The organism is Aureimonas glaciei, assembly GCF_014643375.1.
Lineage (GTDB): Bacteria > Pseudomonadota > Alphaproteobacteria > Rhizobiales > Rhizobiaceae > Plantimonas > Plantimonas glaciei.
The window spans coordinates 65,730-90,146 of record NZ_BMJJ01000010.1 but is presented as its reverse complement, the minus strand read 5'-3'; the positions used below and the strand labels follow the sequence as shown (position 1 = coordinate 90,146).

22 protein-coding genes are annotated in these 24,417 nt (G+C 67.3%); 2 read left to right on the top strand and 20 right to left on the bottom strand.

Annotated elements, in window-relative coordinates:
* The first annotated feature begins 54 nt into the window (after nucleotides 1–54).
* The gene (locus IEX88_RS19235; RefSeq protein WP_188853833.1) at nucleotides 55–414 is read left to right on the top strand and encodes a hypothetical protein; all 360 of its coding nucleotides are present in this window, start codon (nucleotides 55–57) and stop codon (nucleotides 412–414) included.
* 10 nt (nucleotides 415–424) lie between these two features.
* Here the strand turns inward: IEX88_RS19235 and IEX88_RS19230 are convergent, their stop codons facing one another.
* The 19 genes from IEX88_RS19230 to IEX88_RS19140 all read right to left on the bottom strand — a co-directional run bounded on the left by IEX88_RS19230 (nucleotide 425) and on the right by IEX88_RS19140 (nucleotide 21,982).
* Nucleotides 425–1,564: a glycosyltransferase family 4 protein gene (locus IEX88_RS19230; RefSeq protein WP_188853831.1), complete on the bottom strand. Its 1,140-nt coding sequence runs from the start codon at nucleotides 1,562–1,564 to the stop codon at nucleotides 425–427.
* A 103-nt stretch (nucleotides 1,565–1,667) separates the two neighbouring features.
* On the bottom strand, nucleotides 1,668–2,894 hold the full coding sequence (locus IEX88_RS19225; protein ID WP_188853829.1) for an acyltransferase family protein: 1,227 nt from the start codon (nucleotides 2,892–2,894) through the stop codon (nucleotides 1,668–1,670).
* The gene (locus IEX88_RS19220; protein WP_188853827.1) at nucleotides 2,891–3,955 is read right to left on the bottom strand and encodes an EpsG family protein; all 1,065 of its coding nucleotides are present in this window, start codon (nucleotides 3,953–3,955) and stop codon (nucleotides 2,891–2,893) included. Before IEX88_RS19220 ends, IEX88_RS19225 begins: the two co-directional genes overlap by 4 nt.
* A gap of 52 nt (nucleotides 3,956–4,007) precedes the next feature.
* Nucleotides 4,008–5,957, bottom strand: coding sequence for an asparagine synthase (glutamine-hydrolyzing) (gene asnB / locus IEX88_RS19215; RefSeq protein ID WP_188853825.1), 1,950 nt, complete (start codon nucleotides 5,955–5,957; stop codon nucleotides 4,008–4,010).
* Between the two features lie 13 nt (nucleotides 5,958–5,970).
* Nucleotides 5,971–6,921, bottom strand: coding sequence for a UDP-glucuronic acid decarboxylase family protein (locus tag IEX88_RS19210; protein ID WP_188853823.1), 951 nt, complete (start codon nucleotides 6,919–6,921; stop codon nucleotides 5,971–5,973).
* Nucleotides 6,918–7,937, bottom strand: coding sequence for a UDP-glucose 4-epimerase GalE (gene galE, locus IEX88_RS19205; RefSeq protein ID WP_188853822.1), 1,020 nt, complete (start codon nucleotides 7,935–7,937; stop codon nucleotides 6,918–6,920). Before galE ends, IEX88_RS19210 begins: the two co-directional genes overlap by 4 nt.
* A 41-nt stretch (nucleotides 7,938–7,978) precedes the next feature.
* Nucleotides 7,979–9,073 carry a glycosyltransferase family 4 protein gene (locus tag IEX88_RS19200; RefSeq protein WP_188853820.1) on the bottom strand — a complete coding sequence of 365 codons (1,095 nt, stop codon included), beginning with the start codon at nucleotides 9,071–9,073 and terminating at the stop codon, nucleotides 7,979–7,981.
* Entirely contained in the window at nucleotides 9,070–9,945 is an 876-nt protein-coding gene (locus IEX88_RS19195; protein ID WP_188853818.1) for a class I SAM-dependent methyltransferase, read from the bottom strand. The genes IEX88_RS19200 and IEX88_RS19195 overlap by 4 nt, the downstream gene beginning before the upstream one ends.
* 51 nt (nucleotides 9,946–9,996) lie before the next feature.
* Nucleotides 9,997–11,214, bottom strand: coding sequence for a glycosyltransferase (locus IEX88_RS19190; RefSeq protein ID WP_188853816.1), 1,218 nt, complete (start codon nucleotides 11,212–11,214; stop codon nucleotides 9,997–9,999).
* A gap of 2 nt (nucleotides 11,215–11,216) precedes the next feature.
* Nucleotides 11,217–12,128: a class I SAM-dependent methyltransferase gene (locus IEX88_RS19185; RefSeq protein WP_244640362.1), complete on the bottom strand. Its 912-nt coding sequence runs from the start codon at nucleotides 12,126–12,128 to the stop codon at nucleotides 11,217–11,219.
* Nucleotides 12,129–12,247: 119 nt separating this feature from the next.
* A complete protein-coding gene (locus IEX88_RS19180; protein ID WP_188853812.1) occupies nucleotides 12,248–13,012 on the bottom strand; it encodes an O-methyltransferase in 765 nt (254 codons plus the stop codon).
* Nucleotides 13,009–14,142, bottom strand: a complete 1,134-nt coding sequence (locus IEX88_RS19175; RefSeq protein ID WP_188853810.1) for a glycosyltransferase — start codon at nucleotides 14,140–14,142, stop codon at nucleotides 13,009–13,011. Before IEX88_RS19175 ends, IEX88_RS19180 begins: the two co-directional genes overlap by 4 nt.
* Nucleotides 14,139–14,735 (bottom strand): acyltransferase, encoded by a 597-nt coding sequence (locus tag IEX88_RS19170; protein ID WP_210319300.1) that lies wholly within the window; start codon nucleotides 14,733–14,735, stop codon nucleotides 14,139–14,141. The genes IEX88_RS19175 and IEX88_RS19170 overlap by 4 nt, the downstream gene beginning before the upstream one ends.
* Nucleotides 14,736–14,831: 96 nt before the next feature.
* On the bottom strand, nucleotides 14,832–15,725 hold the full coding sequence (locus tag IEX88_RS19165; RefSeq protein ID WP_188853808.1) for an FkbM family methyltransferase: 894 nt from the start codon (nucleotides 15,723–15,725) through the stop codon (nucleotides 14,832–14,834).
* Nucleotides 15,726–15,738: 13 nt separating this feature from the next.
* Nucleotides 15,739–17,097, bottom strand: coding sequence for a lipopolysaccharide biosynthesis protein (locus IEX88_RS19160; protein ID WP_188853806.1), 1,359 nt, complete (start codon nucleotides 17,095–17,097; stop codon nucleotides 15,739–15,741).
* Between the two features lie 23 nt (nucleotides 17,098–17,120).
* Nucleotides 17,121–18,143, bottom strand: coding sequence for an NAD-dependent epimerase (locus tag IEX88_RS19155; RefSeq protein WP_188853804.1), 1,023 nt, complete (start codon nucleotides 18,141–18,143; stop codon nucleotides 17,121–17,123).
* A complete protein-coding gene (locus tag IEX88_RS19150; protein ID WP_244640361.1) occupies nucleotides 18,143–19,435 on the bottom strand; it encodes a nucleotide sugar dehydrogenase in 1,293 nt (430 codons plus the stop codon). The genes IEX88_RS19155 and IEX88_RS19150 overlap by 1 nt, the downstream gene beginning before the upstream one ends.
* Nucleotides 19,436–19,890: 455 nt before the next feature.
* The gene (locus tag IEX88_RS19145) at nucleotides 19,891–20,427 is read right to left on the bottom strand and encodes a transcriptional activator RfaH (RefSeq protein WP_188853794.1); all 537 of its coding nucleotides are present in this window, start codon (nucleotides 20,425–20,427) and stop codon (nucleotides 19,891–19,893) included.
* Nucleotides 20,414–21,982 (bottom strand): sugar transferase, encoded by a 1,569-nt coding sequence (locus IEX88_RS19140; protein WP_188853792.1) that lies wholly within the window; start codon nucleotides 21,980–21,982, stop codon nucleotides 20,414–20,416. Before IEX88_RS19140 ends, IEX88_RS19145 begins: the two co-directional genes overlap by 14 nt.
* A 244-nt stretch (nucleotides 21,983–22,226) precedes the next feature.
* Between IEX88_RS19140 and IEX88_RS19135 the strand changes: the two genes are divergently transcribed.
* A complete protein-coding gene (locus IEX88_RS19135; RefSeq protein WP_188853791.1) occupies nucleotides 22,227–23,588 on the top strand; it encodes an O-antigen ligase family protein in 1,362 nt (453 codons plus the stop codon).
* A gap of 58 nt (nucleotides 23,589–23,646) precedes the next feature.
* On the opposite strand, the gene IEX88_RS19130 is transcribed toward IEX88_RS19135, so the two are convergent.
* The gene (locus tag IEX88_RS19130) at nucleotides 23,647–24,417 is read right to left on the bottom strand and encodes an ABC transporter ATP-binding protein (RefSeq protein ID WP_188854109.1); all 771 of its coding nucleotides are present in this window, start codon (nucleotides 24,415–24,417) and stop codon (nucleotides 23,647–23,649) included.

Below are 24,417 nucleotides of genomic sequence, written 5' to 3'. Positions count from 1 at the left end.
GCGAGAGCGCTTCCCGCAAGGGCAGGGTTCGGTCGCCGGCCGGGGACGCAGGGCATGACATGGTATGGGTTGAAGGACGCGGTCGCCCTTCTGTTGACGACCCCGCACGACAGCATGCACGGGCACGTCGGCCTGGCGATCTTCCTCTCGTGCACGCTGCTTCTGCGCCGGCGCCGGCATCCCGTCGCGCTGGCCTTTCTCGTCACCGCCGCCCTTGAATTGGCCAACGAGGGTCTGGACGCGCGGGACTGGATCTCCTGGACGGGCCATGTGAACTGGCCAGAGACCGCCAAGGATATCGTCGACACCCTGCTCTGGCCCGGCATCTTACTCTTCGCCACGCGCGGCGGGGGAGACCGGGGCATACCGCGCCCCGATTCCGGAACGCCCTCGGCAACGCCCATGCGGCCGTGACGATGGATTCTTACGGCGGCGATGGCAAAGCGAGGCGGATGGCCGCGAGGTAGCGGTCGATGACGATCTGCTCGTCGAACTCGCGCTCCACCTTGCTGCGGCTGAAGGCCCCCATCTCGGCGCGCTCGGCGGGCGAGGCCGCGATCATCTCCAGCATGCACCGCGCCAAGTCTTCGGCGTCGCGGACGGCGCAGAGCAACCCGTTGCTGCCGTTGTCGACGACCTCGCGGCAGCCGGGAACATCGGTAGCGATCAGCGGGCGTCCGAGGGCGGCGGCTTCGAGCAGCGTGCGCGGCGTTCCCTCGCGATAGGACGGAAGGACGATACAGTCGGCGTCGGCGATGAAGGGCCGCACGTCGTCCGTGGTGCCGAGATAGTCGATGCCCTCCTCCGCCACCCAGCGATCGACTTCGCTGCGCGGCACCGCGGTCTGATTGGCCGCGTCGAGGAAGCCGAGAATCTGGAACCGGACCTTCGGATGCCGGGCCCGCACCTGGCGCGCCGCCGCCACGAACTCCGCCAGGCCCTTGTCCCAGAGGATGCGGCCGATCAGAAGAAAGCAGAGGTCGGCCGCCGGCCGCCCGTTCATCGGCGCCGCCGAAAAGCGCGTCAGGTCGATTCCCGACCCCGGCAAGAGGGCCGTCCGCTCCCTCTGCACGAGCTTCTGGTCGACGAAGAGGGCGCGGTCGTCGCGGTTCTGGAAGAACACCGTGGCCGAGCGTCGGAGGGCCAGGCGGTAAAGGCTCTTGGCCAGGCGGCTCAGCCAGCCGCCGCGGATGAAGGCGGTGCCGAGACCGGAAATGTTGTTGATGGCCGGAATGCCGAGGCTTTGGGCGGCCAGCGTTCCATAGATGTTGGGCTTGATCGTCCAGCCGAGAAAGCAGTCGGGCTTCTCGGCCCGCATCAGGCGGCGATAGTTGCGATAGAGCCTGATGTCGCTGCGCGGCGACGTGCCCTGGTTGTCCATCGGCAGGGCGATGTATCGGCAGCCCAGATCCGCCAGACGCGCCGAGTGGCCGTCCTCCGGCGCGGCGACGACCACCTCGTATCCCGCCGCCACCAGCGCCTGCACCAGGCCCGACCGGAAATTGTAGACGTTCCAGGAGGTGTTGATCGAGATCAGGATCTTGGGTGGGGATTGGATGGCCATCCCTCCTCGTTGCCGCCGACAGCGGCGCGTGTTGTTGACGGGTGGCGCAGGATGCCCGCCGGCAGGGTCGCATCGCGGCGGCCTTGTTCCCCGGCGACCCGGGCTAGCGAAGTCTCGTCTTCAGCCAGGTTCGGGCGCTGTGCGTGCGCGCTTCGGTCGCCTGCGCGAACACCCATGCGAAGACCAGGCTCGCGGCGGCCACCAGGGCGTAGGCCAGAAGGCCCTGCGGGTCGGTCGGCGCGTAGCCGGTGGCGATCCCGGGAAACCAGCCGGTGCGATGGAGAGCGCCGAGCAGGAACAGAAGCAGCGGGAAATGCACGAGATAGAGGCTGAACGAAAAGCCCGCGACGACGCGGTTGAACCCGGCCATCCGCTGCAGCAGCGGGCTGCGGAGCCCGCGCATCGACACCAGCAGCCAGGCGAAGGCCAGCGCGACGCCATAGTCGCGGATCGGCAGGGCGAACGTTCCTTGCTGCAGCAGGGCGACGTTCAGCCGGGCCGCCACGAGCACGGCGAGAAACAGCGCCAGGGCCGGAAGCGGCCGTTCCAGCCAGCGCCAGGGAATGAGGGCGGATGCCATCCCGATCGTCCAGAGGCCGAGATAATAGGGAAAGCGGGATCCGAGGAGGAGGAAGACGGCGATGAGGACGACGAGGGGCAAGACCCGGCCGCCCGCCCTGCCCCTGGCTGTGAGCCAGGCCGCGCAGCCGAAGACGACGTAGAACCAGAACTCGGCGGCGATGGTCCACAGCGGCTGGTTGCTGCCATAGGGGGGCAGCACAAAATGCTGCAGCATGGCGAGCGTGCCGGCAAAGTTTTCCGGTGTCGCCAGGGCGACCAAGGGTCCGAACCGCAGTTTTTCGGCCAGCATCGGTTGGGTGCCGTCGTAGAGGCCGGCCGCCGCGAAGGCGGATCCGCCGACGGCGTCGAGCAACACCGTCAACAGGACGGCCGGCAGGAACGGCAGGTACAGCCGGGTAAAGCGATCGATGGCATAGGCGCGAAGATCGAAGCGCTGCCCCTGCATCTTGCCGAGCGAGAGGCCGCCGACGAGGTAACCGGACAGGACGAAGAACACGATCACCGCTTCGCCGAACCAGCCGGTGACGAAATACCAGATCATGACGGGGACGGTGCGGTCCGCCGCCGCCACGGCGCCATAACCCAGAAACAACGGATCGCGCAGATGGCCGAGAAGGACAATCACCGCCGCCATCCAGCGCGCCATGTCGAGAAAGGAGGCGAAGGCCGGGTTGCGCACGTCATCGAGCGCGGCCGCGGGATAGGTGTCGGCGCCCCCGCTTGGAGCGGCCCGGTCGGCCGCGGTCATGGAAAGGTGCCGAGCACGGTGTTCTTGAAAGGCAGCCACAGCACCGTGGCGAATTCGCCGAAATGCAGCCAGACGAGAAGGTTGAGGGCATAGATCGCCAGCACCGCCGCAACCAGCAGCTGCCGGACCTGCCGGCTGGCCGGCATTACCGTCAGCCGCTCGAAGACGAGGATCTGGAAGGGCAAAAGAAACAGTCCGACGCGATCCGTGGCCGTGCTCTGGACGAGCGACAGGGGAACGGCCGCCAGGCTCGTCAGCGCCAGGACGTTCCAGACATGGGTGTCGCCGAAGCTGCGGCTCCAGCTGCGGCGCACGACGAAGAAGATCAGCCCGGCGGCCGCCGTCAGGAGGCTGCGGATCAAGGCGCCCTGCGAGACGTAGCGGTTGCTTTCCAGGTAGAACTGCGAATAGTCCGAGAGGCGGTCGGACGCGATGGTGAGGGAGAAGCCGATGCTGGCCCCGATCGCGCCGACCTTCTGCACCAGGTTGAGGATGCCTGGGCGCCGGCGAACGCCGAAATAGGCCAGCGGCAGCGCAATCAGGGCCGAGGTGTGAAAGCCCGCCGCCAGGAAGATCAGCAGGAGGTAGCGCACCGGCCTGTCGCGGCGCAGCTGCGTCAGAGCGAGCATAAAGAGCCCGATCGCCGTGCCCTGGCGCGTATAGCCAATCGCCACCACGATGATCAGGTACGGCACGGCCAGGGCGACGACGAGAAGCGGCCGGGGTTCGTCGATCGCCAGGCGGTAGAGGCCATAGAGGAAGACGACGGCACAGACCGCATTGACCCCGGCCATGCCGAGACCGAGGCCGGCGGACACGAAGTTCACCAGCGCATAGAGCGGCTCGGCCATGCCGATGGCCTCTCCGAAGGGCATGAACTCGACGATGGTGAAGAGGTAGAGGTAGCGGCTGTAGTCGCCCCCGGCTTCGCGGAAGGCCATGACCACGAAAAACACCGGCATCAGCCAGAGCACGGGGTGCCAGGCCCGTCGCTGCGCTTGCGTCTTCTCGAACAGGGCCGGCAGGGCCGCGATGACGTAGAGGCTCCAGAACAGCGTCATGCGTCGAGCCGGGCCCGGCCCGACGCCGCAGCACTTTGCACACACGAGGCGTTCACGCGCCCTGGACCTTCAGCCAGGCGAGAAGTTGCAGCAGGCTCCACAAAGCGGGACCGGCATCGACTTGCCTTGCCTGATGCGCATCCCAGAGTCGCATCGCCACCTTGTGCGAGCCGAGCCCGTAATCGTCGAGAAAGACCTCCTCCAGCAGGGACTCGCCCCAGTCGCGCAAGGGACCGCGCAGCCAAGCGCCGACGGGGACCGTGAAGCCCTGTTTCGGACGGTCGACGAGCGCGGCCGGGACGCGGCCGTAGAGCACCGATCTCAGCACCCGCTTGCCGCCGCCCGGACCGAAACGGTCGGCCGAGGAGAGCCGCCAGGCAAATTCGACGATCCGCCGGTCGAGCAGCGGGGCGCGTGTCTCGAGCGAGGCGCTCATCGCGGCACGGTCGACCTTGGCCATGACCTCGTCGGTGAGATAGGTCGCGGCGTCCAGCGCCATCATCCGCTCCCCCGTCGTGCCGAGCTCGGCAAAGCGCTCGCCCGCGGCGAGAACCCCGGCCGGTTCCTCGCCCTCCAGCGGCAGCGCGAATTCGGGCGGCCAGATCCGCACGAGGCCGGCGTAGAAGCCGGCAAAGCTTTCGGCCCGCCCGAGCACGCCGGCCAGGGGCCGCAACCGTTCGGCCATGCTCGCCGGCAGCCCGAGCGCCGAGAGCAGCCGGTCGCCGCCGTGGCGGCCGGAGAGGAAGCCGAGGCCCGCACCGGCCATGTCCATCGCGGCCGCGCGCAAGGGGCGCGGCATCCAACCGAGCTGTCGCCAGATCCGCGGGGCGAAGACGTGCCGGTTGTAGCCGCCGAACAGTTCGTCGCCACCGTCGCCCGACAGGACGACCGCGACCTCCCCCGCGGCCAGGCGCGACAACAGGATCGTCGGCAGGCCCGAGGCGGCCGCGAGCGGCTCGTCGTAGATTTGCGGTAGCGTGCCGACGAGATCGAGGACGTCCCGCTCGGTCACCACGAGGGTCGTGTGCCGGGTGCCGAGCCGGGCCGCGACGGCGGCGGCATGGCCCGATTCGTCGAAGCGCTTGTCCTCGAAACCGATGGCGAAGGTGCGGACCCGGTTCGCCGACCGGCTCTGCATCATCGCCGTCACCACCGACGAATCGATGCCGCCGGACAGGAAGGCGCCGAGCGGCACGTCGGACAGCATCTGCTCTTCAACGACGTCACCGAGGAGGCCGTCGAGAGCCGCGGTGGCTGCGGCATGATCGCCTGGGAAGGGCTGGCTTCGTCCGGCGGCGATCACCGCCTCCAGCGACCAGTAGGGAACGGGTACGGGCTGCGCGTCGGCGGTCTCGAAGGTGACCGACGTGCCCGGCGTCAACTTGCCGATGTTGCTGTAGATGGACAGGGGATGCGGGACATAGCCCAGTTGCAGATAGGCCATCGCCGCCCGCCGGTCGATCGCCGGCCGAAATCCCGGAAAGGCGCGCAGGGCCTTGAGTTCGGACGCAAACAACAGGGTCGTGCCGCAGCGACCGTAATACAGCGGCTTTTCGCCCATCCGGTCGCGGGCCAGGGTCAGGCGCCGCGTGGCGCGATCAAAGTGGGCGAAGGCGAACATCCCGTCGGCGCGGGCGAGCGCTTCGGCCATGCCCCAGGCCTCGATCGCGGCCAGAAGCGTCTCGGTGTCGGAATGGCCGCGCCAAGCCGGGGCCCGGCCCTCGCCGCGAAGCCGTTCGCGCAGCTGCAGGTGGTTATAGATCTCGCCGTTGAAGACGAGGACGCCGGACGCGTTCTGCATGGGCTGCGCCCCGGCGGCCGACAGGTCGATGACGGCCAGGCGCCGATGAGCGAGGCCGATGCCGGCGCCCTCGTCTGACCAGACGCCCTCGCCATCCGGTCCGCGATGGCCGAGCGCCAGCGCCATGCGCGACAGCACCGCCTCGGCGCCGTCGGCGCCCGGCAGCCCTCCGGCGGCCCAGTAGCCCGCAATCCCGCACATCTCCCCGTTCCTCCTAGGACGCCATCGCTTCCGTCAGCATCTGCTCGAAATACGGAATGGTGAGCGTCAGGCCTTCCTCGAGGGCGATCTCGGGCTGCCAGTCGAGAAGGTCGCGCGCCAGGGTGATGTCGGGCTGGCGCTGGGTCGGATCGTCCTGCGGCAGAGGCCGCCGGATCAGCGCCGAGCGCGAACCGGTCAGCGCGATGATGGTTTCGGCGAGTTCCAGGATGGTGAACTCCCCGGGATTGCCGAGATTGACCGGCCCGATGACGTCGTCGCCCGAGCCCATCAGAGCGAGGAAGCCCGAGATCAGATCGTCGACATGGCAGAAGGAGCGCGTCTGCAGGCCCTCGCCATAGATGGTGATCGGCTCGTTGCGCAGCGCCTGAACGATGAAGTTCGAGACGACGCGGCCGTCGTCGAGCGCCATCTTCGGCCCATAGGTGTTGAAGATCCGGGCGATCTTGACCTTCATGTGGTGCTGGCGGTGATAGTCCATGAACAGCGTCTCGGCGCAGCGCTTGCCCTCGTCGTAGCACGACCTGATGCCGATCGGATTGACCCGGCCCCAATAGCCCTCGACCTGCGGATGCACTTCCGGATCCCCGTAGACTTCCGAGGTCGAGGCCTGAAAAATCTTCGCCTTGGTGCGGCGGGCCAGGCCCAGCATGTTGATCGCGCCGATGACGCTCGTCTTCGTCGTCTGCACCGGATCGAACTGATAGTGGATCGGCGAGGCGGGACAGGCGAGATTGTAGATCTCATCGACCTCGACATAGAGCGGAAACGTCACGTCGTGCCGCATCAGCTCGAAGTTCTTGCGGTCGAGCAAAGCGTGGATGTTGGCCCGGCGTCCGGTGAAGAAATTGTCGACGCACAGGACCTCGTTGCCGGCGTCGAGCAGGCGCTCGCACAGATGCGAGCCGAGGAAGCCGCTGCCGCCGGTGACCAGAACGCGTTTCATCGGGCAGATCCTGACAGGAGGGTTTTCTGGACGGAGCGCAGGGACATGAGGGCCGTCCGCACGATCGCCTCGAGGTCGGTGATTTCGGGTTCGAAGCCCAGCATCCGCTTCGCCTTGGCGGCATCGGCGACGAGCGCGGGCGGATCGCCGGGACGGCGGTCGCGAAACACGTGCGGCGGCCGGACGCCGACGACGCGCTCGCAGGCACCCAGCATATCGAGGATCGAATGGCCCCGGCCGAGACCGAGATTGAACGCCTCGCTCTCCTGCGTTCGCAGGAGGAACTGCAGCGCCAGGATGTGCCCGCGCGCGAGGTCGCCCACATGGATGTAGTCGCGCACGCAGGTGCCGTCGGCGGTGTCGTAGTCGGTACCGAAGATTTCCAGGAGGTCGATCATGCCGGTCGCGGCCATCAGCATGCGCGGCAGGAGGTGGGTCTCCGGCTCGTGCCACTCGAAGAGTTCGCCGTCCGGATCGGCGCCGCAGGCGTTGAAATAGCGCAGGATGCCGTAGCGGATCTTTCCGGCCGCCGCGTAGTCGCGCAGCATCATCTCGCCGATCAGCTTGGTGCGGCCATAGGGGTTGATTGGCGCCTGCGCCGTCGTCTCGTCGATCGGCAGCAGGGCTGGAATGCCGTAGGTGGCGCAGGAGCTGGAGAAGATGAGATCCCTGATGCCGGCCTCCTCCATGGCGGCCAGCAGCGACACCATGCCCTCGACATTGTTGGAATAGTATTTGGCCGGGTCGGTCACGGACTCGCCGACATAGGCGGCGGCGGCGAAATGCAGGACGGCGACCGGCTGCCAGGTCCGCAGGACCTCGGCAAGCCGGGCGGTGTCGCGCACGTCGCCTTCCTCGAACGGCCCGAACTTCACGAACTGGCGATGGCCTGTCGAGAGATTGTCGAAGGTCACCGGCGTATAGCCGGCCGCGGCCAGCGCCTTGCAGCAATGGCTGCCGATGAACCCCGCGCCGCCGGTGACGACGACGGAGGCCTTTGCAGGCTGTGCGCCCATGAATGTCTCCTGATGGACCCGGAGCCCGGGCCGAAAGCCGGTCAATCCGCGTCGAGGATTGCCTGGTAGGTCGCCGCGACGGCGTCGCGCGAATAGTGCGCGACCGCGACAGCGCGCGCGTTGGCGCCCTTGCGCTGGCGGGCCTCGGCGTCGTCGATGAGGGCGGTGAGGGCGTCGAGCCATTCGGCGTCGGTCTTCACCATCGACCCGATATCGCCATGCTCGAAGAGAAGCGGCGTCGTGCCGACATGCGAGGCGACGACCGGCAGGCCCATCGCCATGTAGACGATCGCCTTCAACCCGCTCTTGCCATAGACCCAGGGGTCGTCCGGCAGCGGGTAGATGCCGATGTCGAAGGCGTCGAGATCGGCGATCTCGGTGGCCTTGGAGAACTGCACCACCTTCAGGTCGACGCCGTCCATGGCGTAGTCGAAATTGCCGACGATGCGGAACTCGAAGTCCCGCCGCCGGGAGAGCTCGGCCAGCATCGGCGCGATCATGTCCAGGAAGGGCCGGCTGGAGAAGGTGCCGGTCCAGCCGACGACGACCTTGGCATTGTACGGGCGCTGCACCCGCGGCCGGAAGTGATCGGTGTCGACCGAGGAGGTGATGTAGAGCGCTCGTCCATGCCGGTTGATCGCCCGCGCATCCGCCTCGAGAAAGGGCGAACTGGCGACGACATAGTCGGCTTCACGCATCAGGAACAACGGCTTGCCCGGGTTCTTCAGGAAGCGCAGGAACGGGTTCGGGTTGTGCGTCGTCTCAAGGCTCTGGCCGAGATGGACGTTGTCGTCGATGTCGTAGACGAGACGGCGGCTGAGCGCCCGGAACAGCCGCTCCCAGAGCGTCGTGCCGATCGGCGTCACCCAGAGGAAGAGGTAGACGGTGTCGTAGCGGCGGATCCGGAAGACGTCGCGCAGGCGCCGCGCATAGCCTTTCAGCGTTCCCCAGATCTTGGCGCTATAGTGCCCCTTCTTCCAGACGACGGCGAAGAGGTCCATGTCCATGAAGGGCGAGACGTCGACCGTGGCGCCGGCGGCGCGCCAGAGCTCGATATACTGCTCGTATTTCAGCCGCTGCGCCGGCGCGATGCCTTCGGGAAACGGGCAGATCACGAGGATCGACTTCGTCCTCATCGCCCCGCCTCGCCGCCGGCGCCGAGGACGGCCGCGTCTCGGCCGCCGATCTTGGTGCCGCAGGCGACCCAGAACGGCTCGCGGTCGGAGAAGCGGATATGTTCGAGGCCGGCGCCCTGCATCATCGCGGCGATCTCCGCCTTGTTGAAACGCTGCTCCAGCGGCGTGCCGAAACGGTCACGGCTGTCGGTGCGCATGGTGTAGAAGCTCCGGTCCCGGTAGTAGGACAGCGGCAGGGAAGCGGGATCGAAGCCGCAGCGTTCCGCCAGAAGCGCGCCGCGCGCCAGCGGCCAGTAGACGGTGGCGGCGACGGCATCCGTCACGACAGGCTTCAGCCGGCCCGGGAGGCGGCTGACCAGGCCGCGCAGCGTTTCGCTCGCCTGCCACAGGCCGCGGAACCAGGCGGGGCGGTTGTCGAAGCGGTAGTAGAGGTAGACCAGAAACGGCGCGCCCGGCTTCAGCAGCGCGGTGCAGGCGGCCAGCGCGGCGGCCGTATCCGGGATGTGATGCAAGACACCCAGCGAATAACCGAAATCCTGGCTTTCGGGTGCCAGCGGCACGTCGTCGACGCCGGCCTGGTGGAAGACGGCGTTGTCGACGCCGGCCAGATTGCACCGCGCAACGCCGAGCGCCTGGGCCGAAGGATCGATGCAGTGCAGGCGTCCGACCATCGGGGCCACGCCCCGCGCCCAGCGGCCGGAGCCGCAGCCCATGTCGAACCCCTCGGCGTCACCCGGCAGGTCGTGCCAGGGAAAGATGCCGAAATAGGTGTCGAAGATCGCCGCCCATTCACCGGCGCCAAGCGCCTTCTGGTCGAAGCGCGCCCATTCGTCGCCGAAGGAGGCGACGGTCTCTTGGTGGAGATTGGCCATGGTTCTTTCGCTATTGAAGTGGCCCGGGATGCCGGGATCGGCCAAGAGGGATCACGCCTCCTGCGCCGCTTCCCCGTACCCTCGTGCCTTCAGGCGCTGGTAGATCGACGCGTACTGAGTGATGCCGTCATCGAGCGAGAACAGACGCTCCGCTGTCCCGCGACATCGCGACGCCGTTCCCGCGTCGGCGGCGAGATCGATGATGGCGGTCGCCGCCCTGTCCATATCGCTCTCGGAAAATCCCCGCATCACGACGCCGACGGCGTTGTCGGCCAGGATCGCCTCGACATCGCCGACGCCGATATTGCCGACACAGGGCACGCCGCATCCCAGATATTCCGCAAGCTTCGTCGGCGACGATGAAAGCTTGGAGTAGCAGGGCCGGATCAGCGCGGACGCAGCGTGCATGCGGACAATTTGAGCCGGCACGTCGCGGTGCTCTGCGCCCCGCAGTTCCAGGCGGTCGAGCGGGATGCCGGCGCGCTCGGCTGCGGCATGGATCGCCGCGTGCTCGTGACGGTTGATGACCAGCATCCGGGCATCGGGCTTTTGTCGTAGGATCGCCCCGAACAGAGACAGGGCCTCGTCCAACAAGTACCAGGTTCCGAACTGGCCGACATAGCCGAACGTGAACGGCCCCGTCGGCGGGGTTGCCGCCGGAACGAAGCGACCGAGATCGGCGCAGGTCGGGATCACCGTCAACGCCGGAGGATGGTCCGCCAGATAATCGAACCTTTCGATCAACCGGGCGGACGCCTCGGTCAGCGTCACGACGTGATCGGCAGCGCGAAAGAACCGGCGCTCCAACCGCTTGGCGATGCGATAAAGCGTGCCGCCCCGTGGCCAGAGATCGCCGTCGACCCGCTCGTCGGCCCAGAACCCCCGGATATCGAACAGAAATCTCGCTCCGGTCAGGCGGGCTGCGGGCATCGCGATCAGGGCCGGAACATAGGACCGCGCGTGCAGGATCTGGCTGCGATGGCGCAGCGCCAGAGCGAGGACGACGATTTGGCCGACGGCGATGTCGAAGGCGGTCGCCAATGCCGACGGCGACTTGTGATAGCGCAGCGGCGTCCAGCGCACGCCGGTGGCCGCCAGCCGGTCGCGCATCGCCTGCATGCGCACCGGGTCGCGGCGATCCCGCGCCTTCTCGAACGAGACGAGGTGGATCGCGTGGGTGGCGGCGAGCGGTTCGAGGTAGCCGAGCACCTGGCTCTGACCGAGCGGTTCCAGCATTCCATCGTAGGACACGTAGAGGACACGGCCCATGATCACGTCTCGTGCTTGCGCAGGAAGACCGTGAGCTGCAGCCCCGTATCGCTTCGCGCCATCAACGCCCTGAGCACGGGGTGAAGAACAGGGGGCACGTGGAAGATCGAACCGGTGTCGACCCAGCTGCTCGCGACCTCGTAACCCTGCGCCCTGCCATTGTGCACGAAGGATTGGATGTCGAATTCGTAGAGATGGAACGGCACGTGCATCGGCGAGGTGTTGGTGACGAAATTCGTGCCGATCAGCCGGTAGTAGGCGTTGAGGAGACGCGATACCAGGTGGTTCCGATTGGGGATTTCCGCGTGCACGATTCCGCCGGGGCGCAGCCAGAGCATGGCCTTGGCCAGCGCCGCGTCGGGATCGAACAGGTGTTCGAGGACCGCGCCGAAGGTCACGAAATCGAACGATTGCGGCGCGAACTCCGCGGTCTCGATGCTGGCCAGCTGGAAACCTTCAGCACTGCCGCCCAGCAGTTCCACGGCCTTGGCGTAGAAGGGCGGCGAGGGCTCGAAGCCCTCGACTTCGAAGCCTGACGCGCGCATCGCGCGGGCGGCCTTGCCAAGACCAAGGCCGATGTCCAGTGCCCTCATGCCCGTGCGAAACGGCAGAAGCTCCTTGGCCGCATCGATCTGGCGCTGGAAATAGCCTGGTTGCGGGTCGTATTCGACCGTATTCCAGTAGCTTTCCGGCGGAATGCCGTAATGCGCCTCGATGGACTGGGGCATGGGCTGCGGATTGCAGAAGACGAGACCGCAGGCGCGGCAGCGGCAGACCGTGGTGGCAATGCCCGTCAGCCCGCGGGGGCGTGTTCCCTGCGACCGGTCGAGGCGCAGGCCGAGAACGTCGAAGGGAGCGGGCTGCCGGCACATGTTGCACTCGGCGACCGGCAGGAAGGTGTACGTTCGGCCCACGGCCGGAGCGCCGGCATCCACCGGCGCCCCGTCCTGTCGATCCGCAGGCCGATGGGCCTCCCCCTGCCCTTCGAGAGGGGAAACGTCGGCGTCCAAACCGGCGAAGGGCTCGGAGCGGTTCATGGCTTGCGGACCAGGCCGACATGCTTGCCGGCCGATTCCGTCACCGCGAAGGGGGCGCCCTTCGCTTCGACGAACTCCTGGAAGGCCAGGTTGTCCTGGATATCATCGGAGATGAAGATTCCGCCGGGCGACAACGCATCCCAGAGCAGCGGATAGGCGAACTGGCGTCCGTAGTAGGATTTGTCGGAATCGAAATGGCAGAGATCGATGCTGCCGCCGACGAGCGACAGGGCGCTCTTGAGGCCGTTGCGATCCGGCTGGCGCACGAGCTCCCAGTTTTTCCGAAATCGGTCCGGCACGACGATGCCGACGAAATCGTCGTTGTTCATCTTGGGATAGGGCATGTCGACGCTGACCAGATGCGCCCCCTCGCGCCCTTCCAGCGCCGCCAGAATGGCGAGGCTCGACCAGCCATAGGCGACTCCCGTCTCGATCACCGAGTAGGCATTGCTGAGGCGGACGGCGGCATACAGGAGATCGAGATCGGCAGGACCGCCCATGACCACCGCCGAGTGCGCGGCCAAAGCCTCCCCCTCGGCCCGGATCGCGCGGTCCAACACCGGCACGGGGCCATCGAGGCCGATCGCCCGCAGGGCAAAGGGCACCGAGACCGCCCGTTCCACCGCCCAGAGACGGGCCTCACGGGCATGGTCCGGGCCGTCGCGGTCGGGTCGGAGCTTGCGCAGGCCGAGCTCGGCCGCCTGCAACCAGTGCGTCGGCCGCCCGGCGAACCAGACCGCCGTCTTCAATTTTTCGATCACGTCGGCAGACCCTTGTTGGTGCGGGGACAGAGCGGGAGCTGCCCCGGGCGGAAAAGCCGCCGATAGGCTTTCGCCGCCACGGCCGGGGCAAAATTCGCGGCCCGGCGTCGGAGGCGGTCAGAATCGATCGGAGCGGCAAGCACGCTGCCCAGCGCTGTGGCCAGAGCGGCGGCATCGCCCATCGGCACGAGCCGACCGAAGCAATTGGCGCCGAGGATCTCGCGCGGACCGTGAGGACAATCCGTCGCGACCACCGGCAGCCCGCAGGCGAGCGCCTCGACGATGACGTTGCCAAAACCTTCGTAGTCGGAAGACAGAGCGAGCGCATCCGCCGTTCGGTAGAAAGGCGCAGGATCGCAGAAGCCCGGCATTCGAACGAAGGACGCGATCCCGAGTGCTTCGGCCTGCGCCGCGAGAGCCTCGCGGCGTTCCCCCTCGCCGAGCAACATCAGCACGGGACGCTGAGCCGCGGGCATGCGGGCAAGCGCCTCCAGCAGCAGCGCCTGGTTCTTCTGCGGCTTGAACGAGCCGACCGAGAGGAGGCGACGGCCGGCGCCGCAGCCCCATGCCTTCTCCGCGGCATCCGTCGTCGCGGCTGTGCTGGCGGCAGGCGCGACGACCGGGTTGTGGATCACCTCGAAATGGCTCCGGTCGATGCCCGAAAGAGTGGCAAGATCGCCGGCCACCCCTGCCGATACCGCCACGCGGGCATCGGCGAGCCGGTAGGTCGCCGCCAGGCTGGCGCGAAGGGCCAGACGATGCCGCCTGCCCCGACTGCCATACTGGAGCGAAAGCGGGTTGTGATCGACGAGGATCAGGCGGGGGCGGTGGGCCGCGCCCAGCCTGGCGACCACGGCCATGCTGGTTAGAGGCCAGATGTTCGCGATCACCGCATCGGGGCGCGCCTGGCCGAGCCAGTCGCGCAAGGGGGCGACGACATGGCGGATCTTGTCCGCCCCCAGCACCGCCACCTCGCCCAATCCAGCCGCCTCGCCGCGCAGGTCGCCGGCATCGCGCATCAGGACGAAGTCAACAGCGTCCCCTTCCCGGCGAAGCGCCCGGGCAAGTTCGATCATCGCCCGCTCCGCCCCGCCCCCGTGAAGATCGGGAAGGAGGATCGCCAGCCTCATCCGACGATCTCCGGCACGCTGCGGTCAAGGCTGCGCAACACCCGCGCTGGGCATCCGACAGCCAGAGAATTCTGGGCAAGGCTTCGCGTCACCACGGCATTCGCCCCGACGACGCAGCCGTCGCCGATCTCGACGCCTCTCGTCACGGTCGACTTGGCGCCCAGCCAGACCCGGTCGCCGATCCGGACGGGGGTCGTAGCAAAGCCCGGCCGCAGGCCCTCGCTGCCCGCAAAGAGGTGGTCCTGGTCGCGAACGGTCACGTATTCGGCCAACAGGCAGCCGCTGCCGATGACGACGCTTTCCAGCGCACAGAGAGTGCCGCCACGGCCAAGGCTACTGCCGCGGCCGATCTCCAGCCGCCCGCCCTTAACGAGAACAAGGCTGTTTTCGCCGATCGAGACGCCGTCGTGCAGCACCATCGTGCCGCCGTCCGAGCAGCGCAGGGACGCGCCCCTGGCCAGATGGACCTTCCGCCCGATCGTGACGCCGTCGTCCCGCAGCCGGCAGTAGGCGACGCGCCATGCCGAGCCGACATGGACACCGGCGGCGGCCACCGTCCGCAGAAGGATGCCGGCTGATTTCTGAAGCCACATGGGTGCAAGGATACCTGATGGGTCTGATGGCGGGGCAAGAGAGCAAGTGGCCGGGGCGGCACCGGCGTCGCGTCTCGAGTCGGGCGATGACGGCGGTCAGTCGTTGGCAAGGTCGGCGTGACGGCGGCCTTCGCGAATGCCGAGCCCGTCGGCGACATCGGGGCGACACAGCAAGTAGTTGCCGGGATGTCGTCCGAGGATGTCATCGGGAACGATCCCCATCCGCTCGTCGACACGGAAAGAGAGATAGCCCGGCCCCGACAGCAGCGGCGAGAGCCGCTCGCCCATTGCCCTGTCGAGAACCTCGACGAGGAGAGACGGCCTGTCCCTTGCCAAACGGTCGCCGAACCCGGCCAGGACTTCGGGCTCGTGCCGCTCGGCATCGATCTTCACGAGGTCGACGCGCCTCAACCCGTGCGCAACGGCGAAGGCATCGATCCGTGTGACGGGAACCTTGCTCTCCAGCATCTGCGGGGCCGCGCCCAGCATTTCGCGCGTGAGCGAGGCGGAGTAGGCGTGCTCGGCGTCCGGCTCGAAGATCGTGGCATGTCCGGTCTGGTCGGAGGCGCCAGCGATGACGACGGCGATCGAGGCGCCGTTCAGCGCCGCGTTCGCGGCCAGGCGCTGGGCGATCCGGGGCACCGGCTCGAAGGCGAAAATCCTGGCCGCCGGATTCACCGCCTGGGCCGCCAGGGCATAGACGCCCGTGTTGGCGCCGATGTCGAGGATGACATCGGCGCGCTTGGCCAGGAGAGCCCAGAGCCGCAGCGAGGTCGCTTCCCAGCCGCGACCATAGCCGGCCCAATAGAGGTCGTTTTCCACCTGATAGCCGAAATGATGCATCCGGAAGTCGGCACCCGGCCCGGCCGAGAGGGTAACGACGTCCCTGAAGTGCAGGCTTCGGTAGACGGCCTGCGGGAGCGGCAGAAGCCGCAGCACACGGCGCATCGTCGGCCGCGTCAGGGCTCGTCGCGAGAGGGTGATCAGCATGAAGGTCCAGAAGTCATCGACGGCGGAGCGCGATCGCGTTGGCGTTGACGCCCATGTGGCGGGCGACGAGCCAGCTCATCGAAGCGTTGAGAAAGACTGTCGTGACGCAGACGGCGAGACCCGCGCCGGTCGCCCCGAAAGCCGCCGCCAGAGGGAAGAGCATGGCGAGCTGACCGACGGCGCACATCAGCATGAGGCGAGCCACCAGGGATTGGCGCCCCGTCATCAGCAGAAGGCTGGCGGAGGCTCCAGTGAACGCCGCGGCAAAACCACCAAGCGAGAGGGCAAGAAGAGCTGGAAAGGCGGCGAGATATTGCGGCCCGAAGGCGCCGAGCACCCACCTGCCAAAGAGAGCAAAGAGAGCGGTGGGCAGGACGGCAGAGAGGACCGCCAGCCGCGCATTCAGGCTGGCGATTTGCTGCAGCCTGGACTTGTCTCGGGCATGCCAGGCCTCGACGATCATCGGCGCGGTGATGGAAGCGAGGGCAGAAAGGGGAAAGGTGACGAGCAGTGTCAGCCTCGCCGCCAGGGCGTATCCGGCCGCCTGTTCGGTGGTCGATACCATGCCGAGTACGAGAATGCCGGCCTGCGTGAGCAGCTGCTGCGCTGCGGACGAGAGCAGGGAGGGCATCGCCATCGCCCACCACCGCCGCCGTGCTTCCCCGATCTCTTCGTTTCGCAGCGCCGGTGCGGCCAGGCTGCCTTCCGCGCGACCCTCACGGCGTCCCGCTAGGAACAGGTGCAGCCCGAGAAGCACCGTTGCCGCGAGCGCCGACAGTGCCGTGATGGCGAGCGCGCTGCCGGCGTCGAGGCCGCCATGGCGCGCCACCAGGAGCGTCAGCCCCAGCAGCAAGGCAGCGCGCAGGACCTGCTGGTAGAACTGCGACAGAAAGATCTTCCTGCGGGCGCGAAACAGCGCCGACAGCACCACGAGAAGGGCGGAGGCACCCGACAGGAGGGCCAGCCAAAGGGTCGGCATATCGGACGGAAGGCCGAGGAGCCCCGGAAAGGCGGTCGTCAGGCCATGAAATCCGATGCCGACCAACACGGTCAGCACGATGACGACGCCGACGGCTGTCTGCACCAGCTTTCGCAGCAGAGCCCTGCGCCCATCGGCCAGATAGCCCGATGCAAAGCGCAGGAGGGCGAAGTCGAAGCCGGCAGTGGCCGGGATCGCCAGCATCAGGGCCCAGCCTGTCGCGATGGCATAGACGCCATAGTCGGCGGCACTCAGCAGCCGCGCCAGCAGCAGGTTGGTCGCGAGACCAAGACCCGTGCCGACGACGATCGAGCCGAGCGAGACGGCCCCGCCCCGCACGATCGTCGCGCCGACCGATCCCGGGTTCCGAAGACGGGCGACGATCCGCCTCATCCCCTCACCGCCGGGCGCGGCGTTCAAATGCCATGATAGCTCCGATACCACTCCACGAAGCAGGCGACGCCCTCCTTCACCGGCGTCGCAGGCTTGTAGCCGACGGCGCGCACCAGTTCGCTGACATCGGCATAGGTGTCGGGCACGTCGCCCGGTTGCAGCGGCAGGAGTTCGCGCTCGGCCTTCTTGCCGAGCGCCTCTTCCAGCGCCTCGACATAGGCGGTGAGCTTCACCGGATTGTTGTTGCCGATGTTGAAGAGGCGGAAGGGCGCGTTGCTGGTGGCGGGGTCGGGCCGGTCGCTGTCCCAGTCGGGATTGGGCTGCGCAGCGTCGTCGCTCGCCCGGATCACGCCCTCGGCGATGTCCTCGACGAAGGTGAAGTCGCGGGTGTGGTCGCCATTGTTGAACAGCTTGATCGGCCGACCCTCGAGAATGCAGCGGGTGAACAGGAACAGCGCCATGTCAGGCCGGCCCCATGGTCCGTAGACGGTGAAGAAGCGCAGGCCCGTCGTCGGCAGGCGGAACAGGTGGCTGTAGGAATGCGCCATCAACTCGTTGGCGCGCTTGGTCGCGGCGTAGAACTGCAACGGATGGTCGACGCTCTGGTGCTCGGAGAAGGGCATCGCCGTATCGGCGCCGTAGACGCTGGAGGTGCTGGCATAGGTGAGATGCTCGACGCCGCCATGGCGGCAGGCCTCGAGGATGTTGGTGAAGGCGACGATGTTGCTCTCGACATAGGCGTGCGGGTTCTCGATCGAGTAGCGCACGCCCGCCTGCGCGGCGAGATGGATCACCCGGTCGGGCCGGTGCTCGGCAAAGCATGCCTCGACCGCCTCGCGCGACGCCAGATTGGCCCGCACGAAGGCGTAGTCACCCTTCGAGGCCGCGGCTTCCTTGTCCAGAAGCTGCAGCCGCGCCTCCTTCAGCGCCGGGTCGTAGTAGCCGTTGACGACATCGAAGCCGACGACGCTGTCGCCGCGCGCCAGGAGCTTGCGGGCGACGTGGAAGCCGATGAATCCGGCATTGCCGGTGACCAGGATCTTCATCAGAGGCGTCCGTCCGTTTCGTGTTTCGGAAATATGCCCTTCACGTCGTAGAGGACGGCGCCGTCCCGGCCCAGCGCCCGGATGGCGGCGGCGCCCATCTCGGCGAACTGGCGGTGGCCGACGGCTAGGATGATGCCGTCATAGCTGCCGGCGTCCGGCACCGCCGTCAGGCCTTCGAGGCCATAGGCGGCGCTGAGGCCCTCGGGCGAGACCCAGGGATCCCAGACATCGACGCGGGCGTTGAAGTGCTTCAGCTCGGTGATGATGTCGAAGACCTTGGAATTGCGGATGTCAGGGCAGTTCTCCTTGAAGGCGACGCCCATCACCAAGATGCGGCTGCCGACGACGGGAATGGAACGGCTCATCATCGCGCGGGCCACCTGGCCGGCGACATACTGGCCCATGCGGTCGTTGATCCGCCGACCGGCGAGGATCACCTCGGGATGGTAGCCGACCTCCTGGGCCCGGTGCGTCAGATAGTAGGGATCGACGCCGATGCAGTGGCCGCCGACGAGGCCCGGCGTGAAGGGCAGGAAATTCCACTTCGTCCCGGCGGCGGCGAGAACCTCCAGCGTGTCGATGCCGAGGCGCTCGAAGATGATCGACAGCTCGTTCATCAGCGCGATGTTGAGGTCGCGCTGGGTGTTCTCGATCACCTTGGCGGCCTCGGCCACCTCGATCGAACTCGCACGGTGCGTGCCGGCGGTGACGATCGAGGCGTAGAGCCGGTCGACCGCATCGGCGGCTTCCGGCGTCGAGCCGGAGGTCACCTTCACGATGGTGGTCAGCCGATGCTGCTTGTCGCCGGGATTGGCGCGCTCCGGACTGTAGCCGAGGAAGAAGCCCTCGTTCAGCGTCAGGCCGGAGAGTTCTTCCAGGATAGGCACGCAGACTTCGCGCGTGCAGCCGGGAAAGACCGTGGATTCGTAGATCACCACCGCGCCCGGCTTCATCGCCCGGCCCACCGTCTGCGTCGCGGCAATCAGATTTGCGAGGTCCGGGCGGTTGGCGCGGTCGATCGGGGTCGGCACCGTCACGATGAAGATGCCGCAACCGCCGAGATCGTCGGCATCGCTGGTAAAACGCAAGGTCTCGGCCGCCGCCAGGGCGTCTGGCTCGACTTCGAGCGTCGCATCCCGCCCGCTGCACAGCTCGGCGATCCGCTCCTGGCGGATATCGAAGCCGACCACCTGGCGCGACTTGGCGAACTCGACGGCCAGCGGCAGGCCGACATAGCCGAGCCCGACGACGGAGATGGCTTTTTGCTCGAGATCGGTGGGAAATGCGCTCAATGTGTCTCTCCGATGTCGATCGGACCCGGGCTGCCGGAGCGGTCGATGGATGGGCCGGATCGGCCAATCTGACAAGAGGGCCCGGGCCGGAAGGGCCGGGTGTCGCGCGGGTCTTGAACGGCTACCGCACCGGGGGTCAAGCGGACCGCCCGGACGTATCGTCCCTCCCATGCTTGTGTCGCAAGGCTGAAAGCCGTGCCTTCGCCTGCTTGCCGGCCGACCGGCGCCTTGTACGGCGCCGGTTGTCCGCCGGGTCGTTTCTTTTGGTTCGACCGCCGGGGACGCAGGCCGCCGGAGCATCCCGCCGACCCGACCCTAGCAAGGGCGGCCCGCCCCCTCAAGAAGGTTGTGTGTTTACAGGACCCTGTCGTCCGATTTGGTTACCCGGGTCACCATCATTCTCACTTCTGTTAACCATCGCCTCTTTCTGGGAGACAAGCCGGCGGCGACGGCCTCTAGGCGACACGCTGCAGGTCGTCGCGGGAGACCGTCACGCGCGCCGTCCGCCCCAGTAGGTCGAGCAGCAGCCTCGCCCGGTCACCGCCGGCCATTGCCTCGATGGTGCCGACCATGTCATCGAACGGCCCACCCGACAGCCTGACGCGCTCTCCCGGCCGGAGTTCCTGCATCCGTCGCGTGGAGAACACGCCCTCGTCGTCGCAGGCGCGCACCAGCGGCGACATGATCGTGCGGCCCACGGGCTGCGGCACATCGGTGAAGGAGACCAGCCGCTTCACCCCCAGCGTTCCGTTGATGCACCGCCAGGGCTCGCGCCGCGGATCGAAGGCGACGAACAGGTAGCCGGGAAAGAGCGGCCGCAAGACCTCGACGGGCTTGCCGGCCTTGCGGTCGACGCGCCGGATCAGCGGCAGGAACACGGGAAAATCCTGGCGCCGCAGATTGGCTACCGCCAGCCTTTCCTTGCCGCCGTGGCACTGGAGGACGAACCAGTCCCGCCCCTGCCCCGGCCCGGCGATCTCAATCGTCGGCATCGAAACCCACCTTGTCGTGATCGTGCAAGGCCCGACGGGCGGGGCGGCCGACGATGTCCTTCAGCCGCTTGCGGTAGCGCGATTGCGGATCGGCCTCCGCCGCCCGGCTGGCGACCAGCCCATAAGCGTCTTGCAGCAGCCCCTCTGCCGGCGGCTTTTCGCCGCCCAGGACGAAGCGCAGGGTGAGGAAGATGATCCTGGCATCGATCCACGGGCCGGCATTCTCGATGTACCAGAAATCCAGAGCCCCCTTGTCCGGCAAAGAGAGATGGCGGCCGCCGTTGACCTGCGCCCAGCCGGTGAGGCCGGGCCGCATCGACAGGCGCATCGCCACGTTGCCGGGCTGGTCCACCGGCAGCAGCGGCCGAGGGCCGACGAAGGACATGTGGCCCAGCAGGATATTGAACAGCTGCGGCAGCTCGTCGAGCCGCAGCCGCCGCAGCGCCCGGCCGATCGACGACAGACGCTCGGCCTCCGGCACTTCTTTGCCGTCGAGATCGTAGGCATCCCGCATGGTCCGGAACTTGTAGACGCGGAAGGGGCGGCCGCCGAAGCCGGGGCGCTCCTGCCAGAACGCGATCGGGCTGCCGAGATCCTTGGCCACCAGCCCGGCCAGGAGCAGGTAGACCGGCGCCAGAACGAGGATCAGCGTCAGCGCGGTCACGAAATCGAAGACGCGCTTGGCGGCGAGATAACGCCCGCGCGGCGTGCCCAGCCCCCATTCGCCCTGGCGGGCAACCAGCACCTGTTGCGCGCGCGTGGCTGTGACCGGATGCGCATCCAGGTCGTCGAAGCCGAAGAGCCCCTCGAACCGCTCGACCCGCACCACGCCCTCCGCCCGGATCTGTGCCACCGCCCCCTGAAAGGCTGCGGACAGCTGCTGCTCGGGGGTCGTCATGACGATCCGGGCGATCTCGATCCCGTGGTTTCGAAACCGCATCAGGGTTGCCGCCAGCATGGAGGAGTGGCCGATGACGGGCTTTCCCTTCAGCATCAGGCCGCCGGAGCGCGGATGGTCGTCGAGAATGCCGACAACCGAGGCGCGGTTGGCATAGAGCGCCTCGATGCACTGCAAAAAAATCTCAGACCTTGGGTTGTAGCCGACAAGAAGAATGTACTCTCTGCCGCCCATCTCCTCCGCATTTCCATCGTCCTTCGCCATCGGCATGTATCGCCAGGCAACCCGAACGAGGACGAGCAGGGTCAGAGACAGGATCCACTGCAGAAACGGAACGGAGCGAGCAACGAAGTCGGACCGGTTGAGCGTGAACATGATGAAGATCGCGATAACGACAACAGCCGTTACTGCAAAAACAAGATAAATGATGTCTGAAACCGTAAAATATTGCCACGGTCGACGCGACAAACCTGATATCAACCAAACAAGAAGCGCGATCAACGTCGAAAAAGTTGCGAAGATCCAATAATAGGGAGAGATAAAAAGAGCGTCAAAGGAAGAATCACGAATATTTACCGCAAGTATCGAGGCGACAAATACCACGATCAGGTCAGCGATGAGAAATGTGCAACGCAAATCCGGCAACCCTGCGTTCATTTTCCTGGAGAATCTCGTTCATATATAACGCCTTATAGTCAGAAATGAATGGTATTTCATACCTTGGTTAACGGCGTGAAAAGAATTATTCTGTGAGCATATCCATGTTGACTGAGCATTACACGCATAGGTGCACTGAACTATTTACGGGTATTTACGTAGAAATGATGCACCAGAGGCGGCTCTTGCCGCAGGGCGACGCGCAGGCACGCCGCCCTCCCCCTTGCCCAAGGCCGGCAGCGCCATGCCGCTGACACCGCTCCGCGGGCTGTTCCTGGGCGCTCTCCTGATCGCCATCCTGCCGCTCGGTTCGGTCAGGCCGGGCAACCTGTTCTTCTCGGCCGCCTGTCAGGCCCTCCTGTTCGGCGCCATCCTCGCGCTGACGCCCTGGTCGACGAACTTGCGTCGTCCGCTCTGCATGCTTCTCGGAATCGGTGGCCTTGCCGGTCTCTACACCTTCGCACAGACCCTCTGGTTCGCCGGCAATCCGCTCGCGCATCCGGCCTTCGCGCTGGCTGGGCGGGAGCTGGGGGTGGCCGGCGGGTCGATCTCCCTCTCCCCCGGCGACACACTCCGCAGCCTGCCGAGCCTGGTGTCGCCCTTCTTCGCCTTCGGCACGGCGCTGCTGCTGTCGCGCAGCGACGTCCAGGGCTACCGGACCTGGCGGATGCTGGCGGGGCTCGGAGCCGCCTTCGCGCTGTTCGGCCTGGTCCGCCTCTCCGTCTTCCCGCAGGCGCGGCTGTTTGCGCAGGAGCATCTCAGCACCGGCGTGATGACCGGCACCTTCGTCAACCAGAACAACGCAGCGACCTTTCTCGGCCTGTCCGCTCTGTCGATGCTTGGCCTGCTGTCATGGCAGGTCGCGCGGAGCGACAGGGGCCGGCTGCTGCGCGACGTGCGACGCCCGGGCCTGGACGGTCTCGGGCGGCAATGGCCCTTGCTCCTCAGCCTCCTCGCTCTGCTGGCGATCGTGCTCGGCCTGTTTCTCACGCGGTCGCGGGCCGGCATCGCTCTATCCGCCGCGGCGCTCGTGGCCGGCACGCTCGCCACCATCGCGACGCTGCCCTATCGGGCAGCCACGCCCCGACGCAAGGCGGCCGGCATGGTCCTGGCGATCGGCATCGCCCTGGCGGGGATCGCCGTTCTCGGCCAGCGGACGGTCCTGCGCGCCGAGCTCGCCGGCCCCGAAAGCATCCGGGAGTGCCTCTACCGCGACGTCCTTTCCGCCATCGGCGACAGTCCGCTGCTCGGGACAGGTCTTGGCACCTTCGAGCGCATCTATCCCATGGCCCGCTCGACCGTCTGCGGCCTCTACGGCAATCCGGAAAGGGCACACAATTCCTATCTCGAGGGCTATCTCGGCTTCGGCCTTCCCTTCGCCGTCCTGCTTCTCGCCTGTCTCGCCTGCCTTGGCTGGATCTACGCCGCGGGCCTGCGCGAGAGGCGGCGGCTGCGCTTCGTCCCGATCCTGGCGCTGGCGGCATTGGCACTGCTGCTCGCCCATTCCGCTGTCGACTTCCCGATCCAGATCCACGGCATCGCGATCTACTTCGCCGCTCTGCTCGGCACGGCGGCCGGCGTTTCGCTGGCGCACCCGCGGGGCTGACGCCTTGGCCGTCCGGTCACCGTTCCGGCGTCGCGGCGGGCCTATCGCAGCGACAGGATCACAGCGGGATCACCATCGGCCGCTGCGTCACAGGATCCGCCTGAACGAGGGCCGAGAGGCCGAAGGCGCGGGCGAGATAGGGCGCCGTCATCACCGCCGACGGCGGGCCCTCGGCCACCGGGCCGTCCGGTCCGAGGAGGATCAGATGATCGCAGAAGCGCGCCGCCAGGTTGAGGTCGTGCAGGACGCTGACCACCGTCGTGCCCGCCTCGCGGTTGCGTTGCCGCAGGAGGCCCAGCACGTCGAGCTGGTGCGGCAGGTCGAGGAAGGTCGTCGGCTCGTCGAGCAAAAGAAGCGGCGTCGCCTGCGCCAGAACCAGCGCCAGCCAGGCGCGCTGGCGCTGGCCGCCGGACAGTTCCGCGAGCGGACGCCCCGCCATGGCGGTCATCGCCACGGCGTCGAGCGCCTCGTTGCAAGCCTTGGCGTCGGCGGCGCTCCACGGGCTGAGGAGGCCGCGCCAGGGCGCACGCCCCCGCTTCACCAGATCGCCGACGCCGATCCCCTCCGGCGCCAGCGGTGCCTGCGGCAGGATGGCGATCCGGCGGGCGAGCGCGCGCGTCTCCTGGCCATGGATGTCGTCACCGCCGAGCGTCACCCGCCCCGCTCGTGGCCGGATCAGCCGGGCGAAGGCGCGCAACAGGGTCGACTTGCCGCAGCCGTTCGGGCCAAGGATCGCGGTGACCTGCCCGGCCGGAACCGCGAGCGACAGCCGGTCGATCACCAGGCGGTCGCCATAGCCGAGGCTGAGGCCTTCGGCGCGGAGCGTCAT